Source organism: Frigoribacterium sp. AC512, assembly GCF_979258295.1.
The window spans coordinates 824,386-839,378 of record NZ_OZ409850.1 but is presented as its reverse complement, the minus strand read 5'-3'; the positions used below and the strand labels follow the sequence as shown (position 1 = coordinate 839,378).

Below are 14,993 nucleotides of genomic sequence, written 5' to 3'. Positions count from 1 at the left end.
CCTACGGGTAGACGACCACCGGGGTCGACGCCGGGAGGGCCGAGGTGACGGGCCACGACGCGACGGCGCCGGCGGCTGACCAGCTCACCGCGGCTCGCAGACCGTCGGCGTCGCGCAGGGTCAGGACGTCGCCGCCGGACACCGTGACGCCGACGGTGCTGCCCGCCGGGACCGTCACCCGCTGCTCCGCGTCGCCGATCTCGACGACCGCCATGGCCGCCTCCGTGCCGGGGTTCGCGATCGACAGGGTGGGGCCCTCGCCCTGGGGCACCTGCACGAGCGTGTCACCACCCAGCGCCGGGGCCCCAGCCGCCCAGGCGAGGTCGACCGCGCCCTCGGCCGAGATCGTGGAGGTGCGGGCACCGGCCACGACGGGGACCTGCGACACCAGCGTGGCGGTCCAGGTGCCGTCCGCGAGGCCGTCGACCGGCACGTCGGTGACGCGCCCGGCCTCGACCCTCGTCTGGAACGTCGCGCCCGTGCCGTCGGCAGTCGAGAGCGTGATCGAGACCTGCGCGGCCTCGTCGCCGGGGACGTAGATCCGGACGACGCTCTGCAGGTCGGCCGACGAGGGCTCGGTGAGCGCGCCCTCGAGCGCCGCGGAGTCCCGGACGACGATCCCGGGGACGACCACCTGGCGGGCGGGCGGGGCCGCGCCGCTGACGATGTCGACGCCGCCGGGGTCGAGGGTGCGCACGACGCTCTGCTGCAGCGAGGCGACGATGCGGCCGCCCCGGCTCTGGACGTGGACGACGGGCGACACGAGGCCCGTCGCGAAGCCGGAGAGCGGGACGACCTTCTGGCTGCGGGGGGCGACGACGATGCCGTCGATGCCGGGGCCCTGCACGCGGCCGTTCTCCGCGGCGATGCCGAGGTCGACGGTCGCGTTGACGTCCGTGGGGTTGACGAGCACGACGAGCGACACGCGTCCGGTCTCGGTCGAGCCCCCGACGAGCCAGGTCGAGCTCGTCGGCTCGGTGCACGGGGCGGCCGCGAAGCCCACGAGCTCGCCCTCGGAGACGGACTGGCTCTGGGCGGCGGCGACGAGCGGGACGTCGTCGCCCTCCACGGGCGTCGTCCACAGCACCGGGTCGGAGTCGCTCCCGTCCGCCCCGGCGAGGGCGGTGCTCTCGTCGTCGCCCGAGCTGGAGGCGGACTCGACCTGCGCCCGACCGACCGAGCTGGCGGTCGTCGCCTGCTGGCCCTCGTCGTCCGAGAGCTGGAGCAGCCCTCCCGTGCAGACGCGCTGCTGGTCGACCGCCACCGGGGCGACGAGCTGCCCGGCGGGCACGGTCTGCAGCGTCGGCAGCGGCAGGACGCCCGCGGCGCCGACGACCACGGCCGCGACGGCGAGGCCGGCCGCGCCGAGTCCGACACGTCGGGTGCGCGCGATGATCGGTCGCTCAGTCATCTCTCTCCTCGTCGAAGGTGGTGGCAGGCTGCTCCGACTCGGGCACGCCGGCCCGGGAGCGTCGGCGTCGCGGCGTCGTCGGCACGGCCAGCAGCAGCGCGGAGCCGAACACGAGGGCCCAGCTGATCAGGACGACGGGGCGGAGCGGCCCGGCGTCGTCGCGGTCCGGAGCGGCGCCCGAGGCGTCGACCCAGCGCCACAGCAGGCCGTTCGTGGTCTCGCCGACCGGCTGGAACGCCGCGGTCCCGTCGAGCGCCTCGCTCGCCCGGCGCTCCAGGGCCCGCGCCTCGTCGTCGCCGTCCGCCGCCTCGCCGAGGAGGACGAAGCCGACCCCGAGCTGGTCGAGGTCGTCGGACGGGTCGAAGCCGCTGATGCTCACGAGGTTGCCCGCGAGCACCGTCAGGTCCTCGTTGGTCGAAGTCAGTCGCTGCGCCGTCGCGTCGAGGGTCGACTGGTCGTCGAGGGTCGCGCCCTGGCCGTGCTCGAGGGACACGGCGAGGGAACCGTCCGGCTGGGGCGTGAGCACCAGGGTGCCCACCTCGGGCGACGCCTCGGCCTCGGCCGTGACGTACGCCGACAGGATGCGGCCCGAGCTGGGGCGCACGTCGCCCGTGCCGAGGTAGGAGGCGACCACGAGCGGGAACACGGACGCCACGGTCACCGCGGCGACGACGACGCCCGCCGTGGGCGCCACGCGCGGCAGACGGTCGAGGGTGACCGCGGCGGCGCCGACGAGGCCCAGCAGGTAGAGGCTCAGCCCGCTCCCGGCCCAGACCGAGGTCGTCTCGCTGCCGACGCCCGAGATCGAGAGGTGGGTCGCGGCGACCGCCGTGACGAACCCGAGCAGGGCGAGCGACAGGGCGGGAACGGCACGCCGCGCCTGGCCGACGAAGGGCGCCGCGACGGCGAGGAGGGCCAGCGGGACGAAGGCCGCCGCCACGACGACGGCGGCCGTCGAGCCGGTCACGCCCAGCCCGGCGAGCAGGGTCGTCCAGCCGTTCAGGCCGGTCTCGGGCGAGGCGACGAGCAGCTGCCACGGCGACGCGGGATCGATCCGTGCGGGGACGCCCGGGTCGGCGAGGAGCCCCCACCAGGTGCCCCGCGAGATCTGCGCGACGGCGAGCGGCACGAAGAGCACCACGGCGGGCAGCGGGACGGCGAGCATCCGGTGGATGCCCCGGGGCCGGGTGGCGAGCGACCCGAGCCAGATGACGACGAGGGCCGGCCACAGCGACGGGGCGCACGCCGCGACGACCGCGAAGAGGAGGGAGGCGGTCGCCCCGGCGGCCCACGACCGGGCCGACCCGATGAGCGCCCAGATCAGGAACGGCAGGGCGACGTGCGCCACGACCGCGCCGATGTGGCCCGACTGCAGGCCGGACAGCAGGGGGGACGAGAGCCCGTAGACCGCGGCGACGACGGCGGGGGTCCACGCCCGGCTCGTGACGCGACGGGCGGCGAACCACGCGCCGAGGGCCGAGGCCGGCAGCGCGACGAGCCAGAGCACGAGCACCGCGGTGGAGGGCGACCAGAACGTGATCGAGCCGAGGACGGCGAGCACCGCGGTGAACGGGTCGCTCGGCCCGACGAACCCGGTGCCGATCTCGTGGCGCCCCCACCCGACGTTGTCCCACAGCTCGGCGACCGAGGTGCTGAGCGGCAGGAGGCCACCACCCGTCAGGGCCGGCTGCGGCAGGAACTCGAGGAACGCCACGACGCCCACGACGGCGGCGACCAGCACGACCCAGAGGCCGCCGGATCCGATGAAGCTCGCCCGCGGGTCCGTCGCGTCCTCACCGTGCGCCACGAGGGCGTCACGGTCGCTGACGCGCCTCTCGCGGATCAGGTTGAAGGAGGCGCGCAGCGGCTCCACGGACGACCAGCTGGTCGTCCGGGTGCGCGCGAGCGCCCGCCGCGCGGGCAGCACCCGAGACCCGCCGAACGCGGCCGTCAGGGCGGTGGCGAACTCCCCCGGGACCGCCCCGGGGTTCTTCGTCAGCAGGTGCCAGACCGACCGGACGAAGGCGAGGGGCACGAGCGAGAGCCAGTGCAGCGGCAACGCGGCAGGGGGCGAGTAGACGAGCCGCCGGTGCAGCTGGGCGGCACGGTGGAGGCGGGCGGCGCGGGCGTGCCCCCCGGGGGCCTGCCCGAAGTCCTCCGGCTGACCGGCGCTCGACACCCGCGCGTCGGGCACGAGCACGACGCGGTGCCCCGCGAGGCGCGCGCGGACGGAGAGGTCGAGGGCGGCGTCGACGTGCGGGAGGCCGGGGTCGAAGCCGCCGAGGGCCGTCCACACGCTGCGGCGGACGAGCATGCCCGCAGCGGCCACGCCCAGGACGTCCTCGTGGTGGTCGTGCTGCCCCTGGTCCAGCTGGCTCTCGACGAGGGGCATGGACGCGCCGTAGCGGGTCATCGTCTCGCCGAACTCGGCGATGACGGTCGGGTCGTCGAGCCGCATCAGCTTCGGCCCGGCGACCGCGACCGAGGGCGACACCTCGACCTGGGACAGGAGGCGGTCCAGCGCCTCGGGTCCGGGCACGTTGTCGTGCCCCAGGAACCACAGCCACTCGTCCGCGTCGACGGCGCCGTCGCGGGGAGAGTCGCCCGGCCCCGACACGCGCACGCCCTGCGCGAGCGCCTGGACGAAGGTCGTGGAGGCGGGCACGCTGGTCAGCTGTGCCGCCCCGCTGAGCGAGAGGCGCCCGGCCTCGCTGTCCTTGCCGCCCGCGTCGACCACGACCAGGGACTCCGGCGGGCGGGTCTGCCGCGACAGCGCGTCGAGGGTTCGGTCGAGGTAGGTCGCTCCACCAGGGGCGACGAGGATCGCTGTGACTCTCGGCTGCATGACCTGAGCAGCCTAGGTCGGGTGCCCCGCGCCTCCGCCGCGCCGCGCCGGTCCCTCCCCACCTGTGAGGAGCCGATGACGGGCGAGCCGCACGAGAGTCGACGGCCCGGGACGACGACGACGCCCGTCCCCCTCAGGGACCGGGCGCCGTGGTGACGTCAGGGGAACGGACTAGGCCCGCTTGCGGAGCTTGCGGCGCTCACGCTCGGACAGGCCGCCCCAGATGCCGAAGCGCTCGTCGTTCTGCAGCGCGTACTCGAGGCACTGGGCGCGCACGTCGCACGAGGCGCAGATCTTCTTCGCGTCGCGGGTCGAGCCGCCCTTCTCGGGGAAGAACGCCTCGGGGTCGGTCTGGGCGCAGAGCGAGTCGACCTGCCAGGACAGCTGGGCCTCGTCCTCGTCGCCGGACCTGCGGACACCGGGGACCCCCAGCAGCACCGGGTCGACGTGCCAGTCGTCGGGCACACCCGCTCGGACCGGTGCGACGAGGTCTCGGTCGTCACGGCTCTCGTCGATCGCCATGGCACATCTCCCCTCGTGTCGCTCGCTCCCTGGACGGCTGCGATGTGCCAATTACACCGGTGTAGTTCGGCCACGTCAAGTCGGACCCCATAAACCCTGCACCCCTCATCGAGGGTCAACCGGGCTCCGGCGTGTCGGACCGGGACCCGGCGAACGCCGACACGGCTCCGAGGAGGCGGTCGTCGCGTCAGGGACGCGGTGCCGCGTCCCAGGCGCTGGTCACCATCTCGAGCAGCGTGTGGCGCATCTCCCAGTCGAGATCGCGGGCCGCCAGCGCTCCGTCGGCGACGATGCGGTCGGGGTCGCCGGGGCGACGCGGGCCGACCTCCGGGGTGAAGTCGACGCCGGTGCCCTCGCGCATCGCGTCCATGATCTCGGCGACCGACACCCCGCCTCCGGAGCCCAGGTTGTAGGCGGCCTCGACGGGCTCGCCCGCGTCGAGACGACGCGCCGCGGCGACGTGCGAGACGGCGAGGTCGGCGACGTGCACGTAGTCGCGGACGCAGGTGCCGTCGGGCGTGTCGTAGTCGTCGCCGTTGATCCGCGGCGAGCGCCCCGCGGCGAGCGCGTCGAAGACGAGCGGGAACAGGTTGTGCGGGCTCGCGTCCCAGAGCTCGGGCGAGCCCGAGCCGACGACGTTGAAGTAGCGCAGGCTCGTGTGCCGGAGGCCGACGGCCGTCGCCTGGTCGCGGAGCAGCCACTCGCCGATGAGCTTGCTCTCGCCGTAGGGCGAGGCGGGGGCCTTGGGGGTGTCCTCGGTGACGACGTCCGTCGGCGGGGTGCCGTAGACGGCGGCGCTCGAGGAGAAGACGACCCGGTCGACCCCGGCGTCGGCCATGGCGCCGAGGAGCACCTGCGTGCCGGTCACGTTCTGCTCGTAGGTGTGCAGCGGGCGCTGCACCGAGACTCCGGCGTACTTGTAGCCCGCCACGTGGACGACCCCGGTGACCCCGTGCTGCTCGATCGCGGCGGCGACGGCGTCGCGGTCCAGGATGCTCGCACGGACGAACGGCACGCCCTCCGGCACGAAGGCCTCGAGGCCGGACGAGAGGTCGTCGAGGACGACGGCGTCCATGCCCGCCCCCGTGAGCTCGCGGACGACGTGGGACCCGATGTACCCGGCACCGCCGGTGACCAACCATGACATGGCGTCAGCCTAGCGAGACGAGGAGGCGCCTCCCGGTCCGCAGCACCGGCCCGCGACGAGCGCGCCCCCGTCGCGAGGGAACCGCGTCAGGCGGGCGTCGCCACCCACAGCAGGCCGCCGCCGCTGACCGCGAGGCGGACCTCGTCGGGGGTCACGAAGGCGGACTCGCCCCGGGTGAGGTGGATGGTGCCGTCCTGTCCCTTGACGTCGACCTCGCCGTCGGTGACGAGCAGGATGCTCGGCCCGCCGATCTCGACGACCGCGCCCGCGCCTCCTGCGTGGACCCGCAGCAGGGCGAAGCCGGTGCCCTCGGGGGCGAAGCGCTCGACCCCGCGGGCGACCTCGACGGGGCGGAGCCACGGGACGGGCAGCGGGGAGAACTCGAGCACCCGCAGCAGCTCGGGCACGTCGACGTGCTTGGGGGTGAGGCCGCCGCGCAGCACGTTGTCGGAGGGCGCCATCAGCTCGATGCCGAGCCCGCCGAGGTAGGCGTGGACGTTGCCCGCCGGCAGGAACAGCGCCTCGCCGGCCCGGAGCGAGACCCGGTTGAGCAGCAGCGCCACGACCACGCCGGGGTCGCCCGGGTAGAGGCGGTCGAGCTCGACGACGGTCGCGGTGCTCGGGCTCGGGTCGGCGACCCCCCTCGCCAGCTCGGCCACCGCCCCGACGACCCGTCGAGACTCGTCCGAGCCGTCGAAGAGCCAGGCCAGCGTCGACTCGAGCGACGCCGCGACGCTGCCGCGGAGTGCCGAGAGACGACCGGTGCCCGCGTCGATCACGTCGATGTCCGCGAGGGTCTCGGCCGGGTCGCGGAAGCCGCAGAGCGCGTCGAAGCGCTCGCTGAGGGCGACGATGATCTCGGGCTTCGGGAACCGGTCCTTGTAGTTGCGGTGCGGTGCGTCCAGGGGGACGCCCGCCGCCTCCTCCCGCGCGAAGCCGTCCTCGGCCTGCTCGGGCGTCGGGTGCGCCTGGATCGACAACGGCTGGTCGGCGGCGAGCACCTTGAGCAGGAACGGCAGCTCGGTGCGGTCCCGCCCGAGCGCCCTGGCGGGCTCGGCCTCGAACCAGTCGGCCAGGGTGTCGGCACCGTCCACGACGGCGGGGGCCACGACGATGCTCGGCGACCCGGGGTGCGCGCCCAGCCAGAGCTCGGCCTCCGGCCTGCCCGACGGCCGGCGCCCGAGCAGCTCGGAGATCGCGGTGCGGGAACCCCACGCGTAGTCGCGCGGGGTGTTCGTGATGGCGAGGAACATGGTTCTCCGAGCGTGTCGTGGGTCGTGCCCGTCGGGCGGCGTGCGCGGCGACCGGGCGGCCGGGCTTGGGGCCCCTCTACAAAGGGCCGAGCGCGCCGGCCGGGAGGCCTTGGTCAAAACTACCAAGCTCGTTGCCGCCCCCGGCCCTCCTGCCTAGGCTCGCCGCGTCTCACCCGGGACGGCGACGCGGGCGTCGTCGTCGCCACCACGACACGGAGCAACGGAGCCACCTGATGTCCACATCGACCCTCACCTCGTTCACCTCGCTCGCCAGCGACTTCTACGGGTACGAAGACCTGCTCACCGACCGCGAGAAGTCGGTGCTGGCCGACCTGCGGCACTACCTCGAGACGGAGGTGAAGCCGATCGTCAACGACCACTGGGCCCGGGCGGAGTTCCCGACGAGGATCGTCAAGGGCCTCGCCGACCTCGGCATCTTCGCCCTCCCCTGGGAGGAGACCCGTCCGTTCGAGAACTCGGCCGTGTTCCGCGGCTGGGTCGCGCTCGAGCTGGCCAGGGTCGACGCCTCGGTGGCGACCTTCGTCGGCGTCCAGAACGGGCTGGCGATGGGGTCGATCAGCGTCGGGGGCTCCCCCGAGCAGCGCGCCGAGTGGCTGCCCCGGCTCGCGAGCGGCGAGCTCGTCGGCGCCTTCGGCCTCACCGAGCCGCTGTCGGGATCCGACTCGGCGCAGGGCCTCCGCACGGTCGCGACACGCGACGGGGACGACTGGGTGCTCACCGGGTCGAAGCGCTGGATCGGCAATGCGACCTTCAGCGACCTCACGATCATCTGGGCGAAGAGCGCCGAGGACGGCCAGGTCAAGGGATTCATCGTCCCCACCTCGACCCCCGGCTACACGGCGACCAAGATCGAGGACAAGCAGAGCCTGCGGATCGTGCAGAACGCCGACATCGTGCTCGACGGGGTCCGGGTGCCCGAGAGCCTGCGCCTCCAGCAGGCGAACTCGTTCCGCGACACGGCGGCGGTGCTCCGGCTCACGCGGGCCGAGGTCGCCTGGGCCGCGGTCGGCAACTCGATCGGTGCCTACGAGGCGGCCCTGGCCTATGCCGGGGAGCGCATCCAGTTCGGCAAGCCGATCGCCGCGCACCAGCTCGTGCAGGACCTGCTGGTCAAGTGCATCGGCAACATCACGGCCTCGCTCGGGATGGTGGTCCGCGTGTCGCAGATGCTCGACGACGGCAAGCAGCGCGACGAGCACGCCTCGCTCGCCAAGGCCTACACGACCGCCCGGATGCGCGAGACGGTGGCGCACGCCCGGGAGGTGCTGGGCGGCAACGGGATCGTGCTCGACTACGACGTCGCGCGCCACTTCGCGGACGCCGAGGCCCTCTACAGCTACGAGGGCACGCGCGAGATGAACACGCTGATCGTCGGCCGCAGCATCACCGGCCAGGCCGCCTTCGTCTGAGCGGCGGCCCGCCGCGGGGGCGCCGTCGTCTAGCCTGGTCCGCATGACGACGACGCTCCCCGCTCGCCGTGCCGCGCCCGCGCCTCCCGAGCGTGCCCGCACGCTCTTCGCCACGCTCGTCTTCCTCGTCCTCCTGGGCGGCGACGTGCTGCGCAACGGGACGAGCTTCTGGGGCTGGGGCGTGGTCTGCGGCGTCATGGTGATCGCCGCGGCGGTCGTCGTCGTGCGGCACCCGCCGCGGGTGCGCACGCTGCCGCGCCTCCTCGTGCTCTGGCTGGCCTTCGCCGTCGTCTCGCTGGCCTGGTCGCAGTACCCCGCCGCCTCCGCCATCGGCATCGTCGCGACGCTGGCGACGACCCTCGGGGCCGTCGCCGTCACCTCGACGCTGCCCTGGCCGTCGATCGTGATCGCCCTGGGCCGGGCGCTGCGGCTGCACGTCGGGGCCTCGCTGCTCTTCGAGCTCGTCGTCGGCGTGTTCTTGCGCCGGCCCGTGTGCCCGGTCTACCTCGACTGCACGGGCGGCGTCCCCGACGCCTTCTTCTGGTCGCGGGCCGAGCTGTTCACGGGCGGCCGCATCCAGGGGCTGCAGGGCAACAGCAACATCCTCGCCGTGTTGGCCCTCCTCGCCCTGGTGGTCACTGCCGTGCAGCTCGCCGCCGGCCAGGTGACGAAGAACGCCGGGCGGGTCGGCATCGCCGCGGCCGTCGTCGCGCTCCTGCTCACGCGATCGGCCACCACCGTCGTCTGCGCCGTCGCCGTCGCCCTGGTGCTGCTGCTCGTCACGAGGCTGCGGGCGACGCCCGTCGAGAGGCGCGGGCGGGTCTACGGCGCCGCCGCGGTCCTGGCCGTGCTCGCGGCGGGGCTCCTCGTGCTGGCGCGCCAGCCCCTGCTCGCCCTCGCCGGCCGCAGCGGCGACCTCACCGGCCGCACCGACATCTGGGCCGCCGTGCTCGACCTCGGCGTGCAGCACCCCGTCGTCGGCTGGGGCTGGGTCAGCTACTGGATCCCCATCTCCGAGCCGTTCATCGACCTCGCCGAGCGCAACGGCGTCGTGTACCTGCAGGCGCACGACGCGTACCTCGACGTCTGGTTCCAGCTCGGCTGGGTCGGCCTCGTGCTCTTCCTGCTCGTCGTCGTCGGCGTGCTGCTGCGGGCGTGGTCCTGGGCGACGGACCGCCGCGTCCTGGGCGTGGGGCGCGAGGCGGCGTGGTCCGCGCTCGACCTGCTGCCCGTGCTGCTGCTGACCCTCCTCCTCGTGCACGGCCTCACCGAGTCGCGGCTGATCGTCGAGTGGGGCTGGGCGATCTTCGTGGTCGTCGTCGTGGTCACGCGACGGGACGCCTACGGCTGGACGGACCGCGACCGGTGATCGACGGGCTCGGCCCGCGACGCCGCGACCCCCTGCGGCGGTACCTCTCGGCCTGGGTCGGCTTCTCCGCCGGCGGCCAGTTCTCCCAGGCGCTCTCGGTGGCGATCGTGCTCTTCGCGTTCTCGACGCAGGCCATCCGCTCGGTGATGGGCTGGCCGGGCGCGGTCGCCGTGCTCGCGACGCTGCTCGTGCTCGCGGCGCTGTCGCTCTTCGGCGGCCGGCACCACGTCGAGTGGCACGGCATCCTGCCGGTGTCTCTCATCGCGCTCTTCGGCTTCATGGCCATCAGCGTGCTCTGGAGCGAGTACACCTGGGTCACGGTGGGAGGCGCCGCCTACGCCGCGGGGTTCGGGGCGCTCGGCCTCTACCTGGCGCTGGGACGGGACCTGGTCCAGGTGGTGCGAGCCGTCGGCGACGCGCTGCGGATCGTCCTCGTCACCTCGATGTCGCTCGAGGTGTTCGCCGGGCTGCTGATCGACCAGCCGATCGGGTTCCTCGGCATCCGGGGCGACCTGGCTCTCGGCGGGCCGATCCAGGGGCTCGCGGGCACGCGCAACTACCTCGGCTTCTTGGCGGCGCTCGCCCTCGTCACCTTCGTGGTCGAGTTCCTGACCCGGTCGGTCCCCCGGTCGCACGCCGCCGCGTCCGCCGTGCTGGCCGCCGTGACCCTCCTGTTCGCGCGCTCGCCCGTGGCTGCGCTGGCGGTCGTGGTCCTCGTCCTGGCCGGCCTCGCCCTCCGTGCCCTGCGCAAGGCGCCCGAGCACCGGCGTCCCCTGCTCCAGAGCGTGCTGGCCGTCGTGGTCGTCGTCGGCGGCGCGATCTCCTGGGCCCTCCGTGACTCCCTGCTCGCGAGCGTCGACGGGGCATCGGACCTCAGCGCACGATCCCTCCTCTGGGCGCGCGTCCGGAGCCTCGCCAGCGTGCACGACATCACCGGGTGGGGCTTCGTCGGCCAGTGGCCCGCCGAGATCTTCCCCTTCTCGACGGTCCTGGCGCCGGACGGCCGCCCCTACGCGACGGCCCTCAACGCCTTCTTCGACGTCTGGCTGCAGCTCGGCCTCGTGGGCGTGCTGCTGCTCGTCGTCTCGGGGGCCCTCGCACTCGTGCGGAGCTGGGCGACCGCCTCCGGCCACCCGATCGTCGCGTACGTCTGGCCTGCCCTCGTGCTGGTGCTGATCGGGGTCACCGCCCTCGCCGAGAGCTTCGTGCTCTTCGAGGGGACGCTCATGCTGTTCGTCGCCATCGCCACGATCGCTGCCCGCAAACGGTCGTGGCGCTCGCGCCTGCCGCAGCTGGCCGCGCCCCCGCGCGGGTCGGACCGCTAGTCGCCCCGGCCGCTGGTCGCCCCGGTCGTGCTCAGCGCTCGACGACCCAGTCGGGGCCCGGTCGGCGACCCAGCAGGGCCGCCAGACGCCGCTGCACGCCCCAGACGGTGACCCGGGCCATGGCCTCGACGACGATCGCCTGGCTCATCTTGGACTCGCCCAGCTCGCGTTCACGGAACTCGATCGGCACCTCCACGACGCGACCGCCGCCGTCGAGCGTGCGGAGCGTCATGTCGACCTGGAAGCAGTAGCCCTTGGAGTCGATCCCCGCGAGGTCCATGGCTGCGAGTGCGTCTCGGGTGTAGACGCGGAAGCCCGCCGTCACGTCCTTGAGACGGAGACCGAGGGCGAGCCGCGCGTACAGGTTGCCGCCACGGCTCAGCAGCTGGCGCGAGACGGGCCAGTTGACGACGGAGCCGCCGGGCACCCAGCGGCTGCCGATCGCGAGGCTCGGGGTCCAGGCATCGTCCCCGGTGACCCGCGAGATCATCTCGGGCAGCGCCTCCGGCGGGTGGGAGCCGTCGGCGTCCATCTCGATGACGAAGTCGTAGCCGCGCTCCAGGCCCCAGCGGAAGCCCTTGACGTACGCCGAGCCGAGGCCGAGCTTGCCGGTGCGGTGCTCGACGTGGATGCGGGGGTCGGCGGCGGCCATCCGCTCGGCGAGCTCGCCCGTGCCGTCGGGGCTGCCGTCGTCGACGACGAGCACGTCGACGTCCGGCGCGGCGGCGAAGAGACGCCCGAGGATGATCGGGAGGTTCTCGACCTCGTCGTAGGTGGGGAGGACGACGAGGGCGCCTGCGCCGGTGTGGGCGGTCATGCGTGGATCCGTTCCTGTGCGGGGACGTGGCCTTGGGGCCGACTCGACTCTAGACGGTCGCCCCGAGTGCAGGTCGCGACCCCCAGTTCGGGGCGCCCGAGCTCCTTCTGGGGCGATCGACCGTCCTGTAGCCTTCGCGAGATCAGGACAGGGCCGCCTCGGTGTGCCCGGACACCACCGAGGGGAACATCACTTGCGCACGACCATCTCCACATTCGCGGGGGCGCTGACCGCCGCGGCACTCGTCGGGGCCTGCCTCGTCGGGGCGCCGCAGCCCGCGCTCGCCGCCCCGAGCACGCCTCCTCCCACGGCGGCGCCGACCACGTCGCCGTCACCGACCGCGGCGCCGTCACCGTCGGCGACGCCTCCGGCTGCCCCCACCGCTCCCACGACCGCCGACGGCTCGTTCGTCGACCTCGATCCGTCGTTGGCCGAGATGAACGCGGCAGAGAACCACACGATGGGGTCGACGGTCCCGTCGAACGAGCCCCAGCCCGCGGCCCCGCGCTCGCAGCAGCGTCAGCTGTCGGCCCAGGCGGCCTTCCCGCCCGGCGTCCCCGGCCTCGACGTGAGCGGCTGGCAGGAGAACGTCGACTGGAACGGCGTCTGGGCCCAGGGCGCCCGGTTCGCCTACGTCAAGGCCACCGAGGGGCTCACCTACCGGAACGGACAGTTCCCCCAGCAGTACAACGGCTCCTACGCCGTGGGCATGATCCGGGGCGCCTACCACTTCGCCCGCCCCAACATCTCGAGCGCCACCGCCCAGGCCAACTACTTCGTCGCGAACGGCGGCGGATGGGTGGGCGACAGCCGCACCCTGCCGCCCCTGCTCGACATCGAGTACAACCCCTACGCGGCCAGCGACGGCACCAACTCCTGCTACGGCCTCAGCCCGGCAGCCATGAGCCAGTGGATCGCCGAGTTCTCGCAGCGCATCCAGACCCTGACCGGTGCTCGCCCGGCCATCTACACGACGACGGACTGGTGGCGCACCTGCACCGGCAACAACCCGACCTTCGGCGCCAACCCGCTCTTCATCGCTCGCTACCCGGCGAACCTCGCCTCGGGTGCGGGGACCCTGCCCGCCGGCTGGTCGTCGTACACGATGTGGCAGTACTCGAGCACGGGCCCGTTCCCCGGCGACTCGAACACCTTCAACGGCAGCCTGGCCACCCTGCAGCAGCTGGCCCTGAACGGACTGCCCATGCAGCAGCCGGCGGTCGGGGCAGGTGACCTGAACGGCGACGGGAGACCCGACGTCATGGCACGTCGGCCGGACGGGACCCTGTGGTTCTACCCGGGTGCCGGGAAGTCGGGCTCGGGCGTCGCCTTCGGCTCGGGGGTGCAGATGGGCTCCGGATGGGGCGTCTTCAACCAGATCGCCGGCGTCGGCGACGTCACGGGCGACGGCAAGGCCGACGTCATGGCCCGCAAGCCCGACGGCAGCCTGTGGCTCTACGCCGGGACCGGTGCCAGCTCGACCGCCGGTGCCGGCCTCAGCGCCGGCCGTCAGGTCGGCTCCGGGTGGGACGCCTTCACGGACTTCGTCGCCACCGGCGACTCGGACGGCGACGGCAAGCGCGACCTGCTCGCCCGACACCCTGACGGCTCGCTCATCCTCTATCCGGGACGGGGCGACGGGACCCTGTCCGCGGGCGTCCTCGTCGGCACCGGCTGGAACGGCTTCTCCCAGGTGGTCGGCGTCGGCGACGTGAACGGCGACGGTCTCGACGACCTGGCCGGGTTCCGCACGAACGGCAGCCTCACCCTCTACACGCGCTCGGGCGGCTCGTACGCGAGCGCGGCCGTGCTGGGCACGGGCCTCGTCGGCAGCGAACTGCTCCTCGCTGCCGGCGACGCGGACGGCGACGGTCGCTCCGACCTCTACGCCCGGACCCGCAGCGGCGAGCTGCTCTTCCTCGCGGGCATCACCGGTCAGGAAGCAGCGTTCGGCAACGGCCAGCAGGTCGGCAGCGGCTGGAACGGCTTCGCTTCGTTCTTCGGGGCGGGCGACCTCAACGGCGACCGAGCAGCGGACGTCGTCGCCATCGCGAAGGACGGCGGACTCTGGTACTACGCCGGCTACGGCACCAACGCCGGCGTGCACCTCAGCTACCGACCGGGCCAGCGCATCGGCGAGGGCTGGGGATCGTTCCGCAAGGTCGTCGACGGCGGCGACGTCGACGGCGACGGCAGACGCGACCTGGTGGGCATCCGCAACGACGGCAGCCTCTGGATGTATCCCGGCACCGGCACGGTCTCGACGAACGGCGTCGCCTACGGGCAGCCCGTCCAGCTCGAGGCCACCGGCTGGTCCGGGGTGAGCGACCTCGCTCTCGGCGACTTCGACGGCGACAAGAAGGTCGACGTCGTCTCGGTCGGGGCAGGAGGCGCGGTGACGGGCCGCCAGGGACTCGCCAGGACGACCGCCGGCTCCCCGTGGTTCGGAGCGGCCACGTCGCTCTCCAAGGCCTCCGTGCCGGGCTTCGCGCCCAAGAGCACGGGAGACCTGAACGGCGACGGCAAGGCGGACCTGACCGCACTCGTCGGGGGCGGGGGCCTCGTCGTCCTGCCCGGGACGGGATCCGCGGTCGGCGACGCCGGCTTCGCCGCTCCGTTGACGGTCGGGAGCGGCTGGACCGTCTTCGACGTGGTCACCGGCACCGGGGACGCGGGAGTCCGCTCGGGTGACCTTCTGGGTCGCCGGGCCGACGGGACGCTCTGGTGGTACCCGGGCACGACGCGGGCCGGCCTCACGCGCTCGGGCTGGGCTGCAGGAGTGCCGGTCGGCAGCGGTTGGAACATCTTCGGCTGATCGTCCACGCACACGAGAGGGCCCCGCACGTCGCTGACGTGCGGGGCCCTCTCGTGTGC

General features: G+C 73.7%; 10 protein-coding genes. 4 read left to right on the top strand and 6 right to left on the bottom strand.

Annotation, left to right across the window (positions count from 1 at the left end):
- Nucleotide 1: 1 nt before the first annotated feature.
- From ACZZ97_RS03810 to manA, 5 genes are all read right to left on the bottom strand, one after another.
- A complete protein-coding gene (locus tag ACZZ97_RS03810) occupies nt 2-1,411 on the bottom strand; it encodes a DUF5719 family protein (RefSeq protein WP_463472323.1) in 1,410 nt (469 codons plus the stop codon).
- On the bottom strand, nt 1,404-4,256 hold the full coding sequence (locus ACZZ97_RS03805) for a glycosyltransferase (protein ID WP_463472322.1): 2,853 nt from the start codon (nt 4,254-4,256) through the stop codon (nt 1,404-1,406). The genes ACZZ97_RS03810 and ACZZ97_RS03805 overlap by 8 nt, the downstream gene beginning before the upstream one ends.
- 171 nt (nt 4,257-4,427) lie before the next feature.
- Entirely contained in the window at nt 4,428-4,778 is a 351-nt protein-coding gene (locus tag ACZZ97_RS03800; RefSeq protein WP_133737781.1) for a WhiB family transcriptional regulator, read from the bottom strand.
- Between the two features lie 187 nt (nt 4,779-4,965).
- The gene (gene galE / locus ACZZ97_RS03795) at nt 4,966-5,925 is read right to left on the bottom strand and encodes a UDP-glucose 4-epimerase GalE (RefSeq protein ID WP_463472321.1); all 960 of its coding nucleotides are present in this window, start codon (nt 5,923-5,925) and stop codon (nt 4,966-4,968) included.
- Nucleotides 5,926-6,011: 86 nt separating this feature from the next.
- Nucleotides 6,012-7,178 (bottom strand): mannose-6-phosphate isomerase, class I, encoded by a 1,167-nt coding sequence (gene manA, locus ACZZ97_RS03790; protein WP_463472320.1) that lies wholly within the window; start codon nt 7,176-7,178, stop codon nt 6,012-6,014.
- A 233-nt stretch (nt 7,179-7,411) separates the two neighbouring features.
- Here manA and ACZZ97_RS03785 point away from each other — a divergent pair, with 233 nt between their 5' ends.
- From ACZZ97_RS03785 to ACZZ97_RS03775, 3 genes are read left to right on the top strand one after another with little or no spacing between them, the layout of a single operon-like run.
- The gene (locus ACZZ97_RS03785; RefSeq protein WP_314100520.1) at nt 7,412-8,608 is read left to right on the top strand and encodes an acyl-CoA dehydrogenase family protein; all 1,197 of its coding nucleotides are present in this window, start codon (nt 7,412-7,414) and stop codon (nt 8,606-8,608) included.
- Nucleotides 8,609-8,651: 43 nt separating this feature from the next.
- Nucleotides 8,652-9,977, top strand: a complete 1,326-nt coding sequence (locus ACZZ97_RS03780) for an O-antigen ligase family protein (RefSeq protein WP_463472319.1) — start codon at nt 8,652-8,654, stop codon at nt 9,975-9,977.
- A complete protein-coding gene (locus ACZZ97_RS03775; RefSeq protein WP_314100522.1) occupies nt 9,974-11,302 on the top strand; it encodes an O-antigen ligase family protein in 1,329 nt (442 codons plus the stop codon). The genes ACZZ97_RS03780 and ACZZ97_RS03775 overlap by 4 nt, the downstream gene beginning before the upstream one ends.
- A 31-nt stretch (nt 11,303-11,333) precedes the next feature.
- Here ACZZ97_RS03775 and ACZZ97_RS03770 read toward each other — a convergent pair whose 3' ends face one another.
- Nucleotides 11,334-12,119 (bottom strand): polyprenol monophosphomannose synthase, encoded by a 786-nt coding sequence (locus ACZZ97_RS03770; RefSeq protein WP_314100523.1) that lies wholly within the window; start codon nt 12,117-12,119, stop codon nt 11,334-11,336.
- 193 nt (nt 12,120-12,312) lie between these two features.
- Between ACZZ97_RS03770 and ACZZ97_RS03765 the strand changes: the two genes are divergently transcribed.
- Nucleotides 12,313-14,934, top strand: coding sequence for a GH25 family lysozyme (locus tag ACZZ97_RS03765; protein WP_463472318.1), 2,622 nt, complete (start codon nt 12,313-12,315; stop codon nt 14,932-14,934).
- The last annotated feature ends 59 nt before the right edge of the window (nt 14,935-14,993 follow it).

Coding starts and splice junctions, on each gene's coding strand:
- ACZZ97_RS03770 (WP_314100523.1), bottom strand. CDS start 12,119: ATGACCGCCCACACCGGCGCAGGCGCCCTCGTCGTCCTCCCCACCTAC.
- ACZZ97_RS03805 (WP_463472322.1), bottom strand. CDS start 4,256: ATGCAGCCGAGAGTCACAGCGATCCTCGTCGCCCCTGGTGGAGCGACC.
- ACZZ97_RS03785 (WP_314100520.1), top strand. CDS start 7,412: ATGTCCACATCGACCCTCACCTCGTTCACCTCGCTCGCCAGCGACTTC.
- manA (WP_463472320.1), bottom strand. CDS start 7,178: ATGTTCCTCGCCATCACGAACACCCCGCGCGACTACGCGTGGGGTTCC.
- ACZZ97_RS03810 (WP_463472323.1), bottom strand. CDS start 1,411: ATGACTGAGCGACCGATCATCGCGCGCACCCGACGTGTCGGACTCGGC.
- ACZZ97_RS03800 (WP_133737781.1), bottom strand. CDS start 4,778: ATGGCGATCGACGAGAGCCGTGACGACCGAGACCTCGTCGCACCGGTC.
- galE (WP_463472321.1), bottom strand. CDS start 5,925: ATGTCATGGTTGGTCACCGGCGGTGCCGGGTACATCGGGTCCCACGTC.
- ACZZ97_RS03780 (WP_463472319.1), top strand. CDS start 8,652: ATGACGACGACGCTCCCCGCTCGCCGTGCCGCGCCCGCGCCTCCCGAG.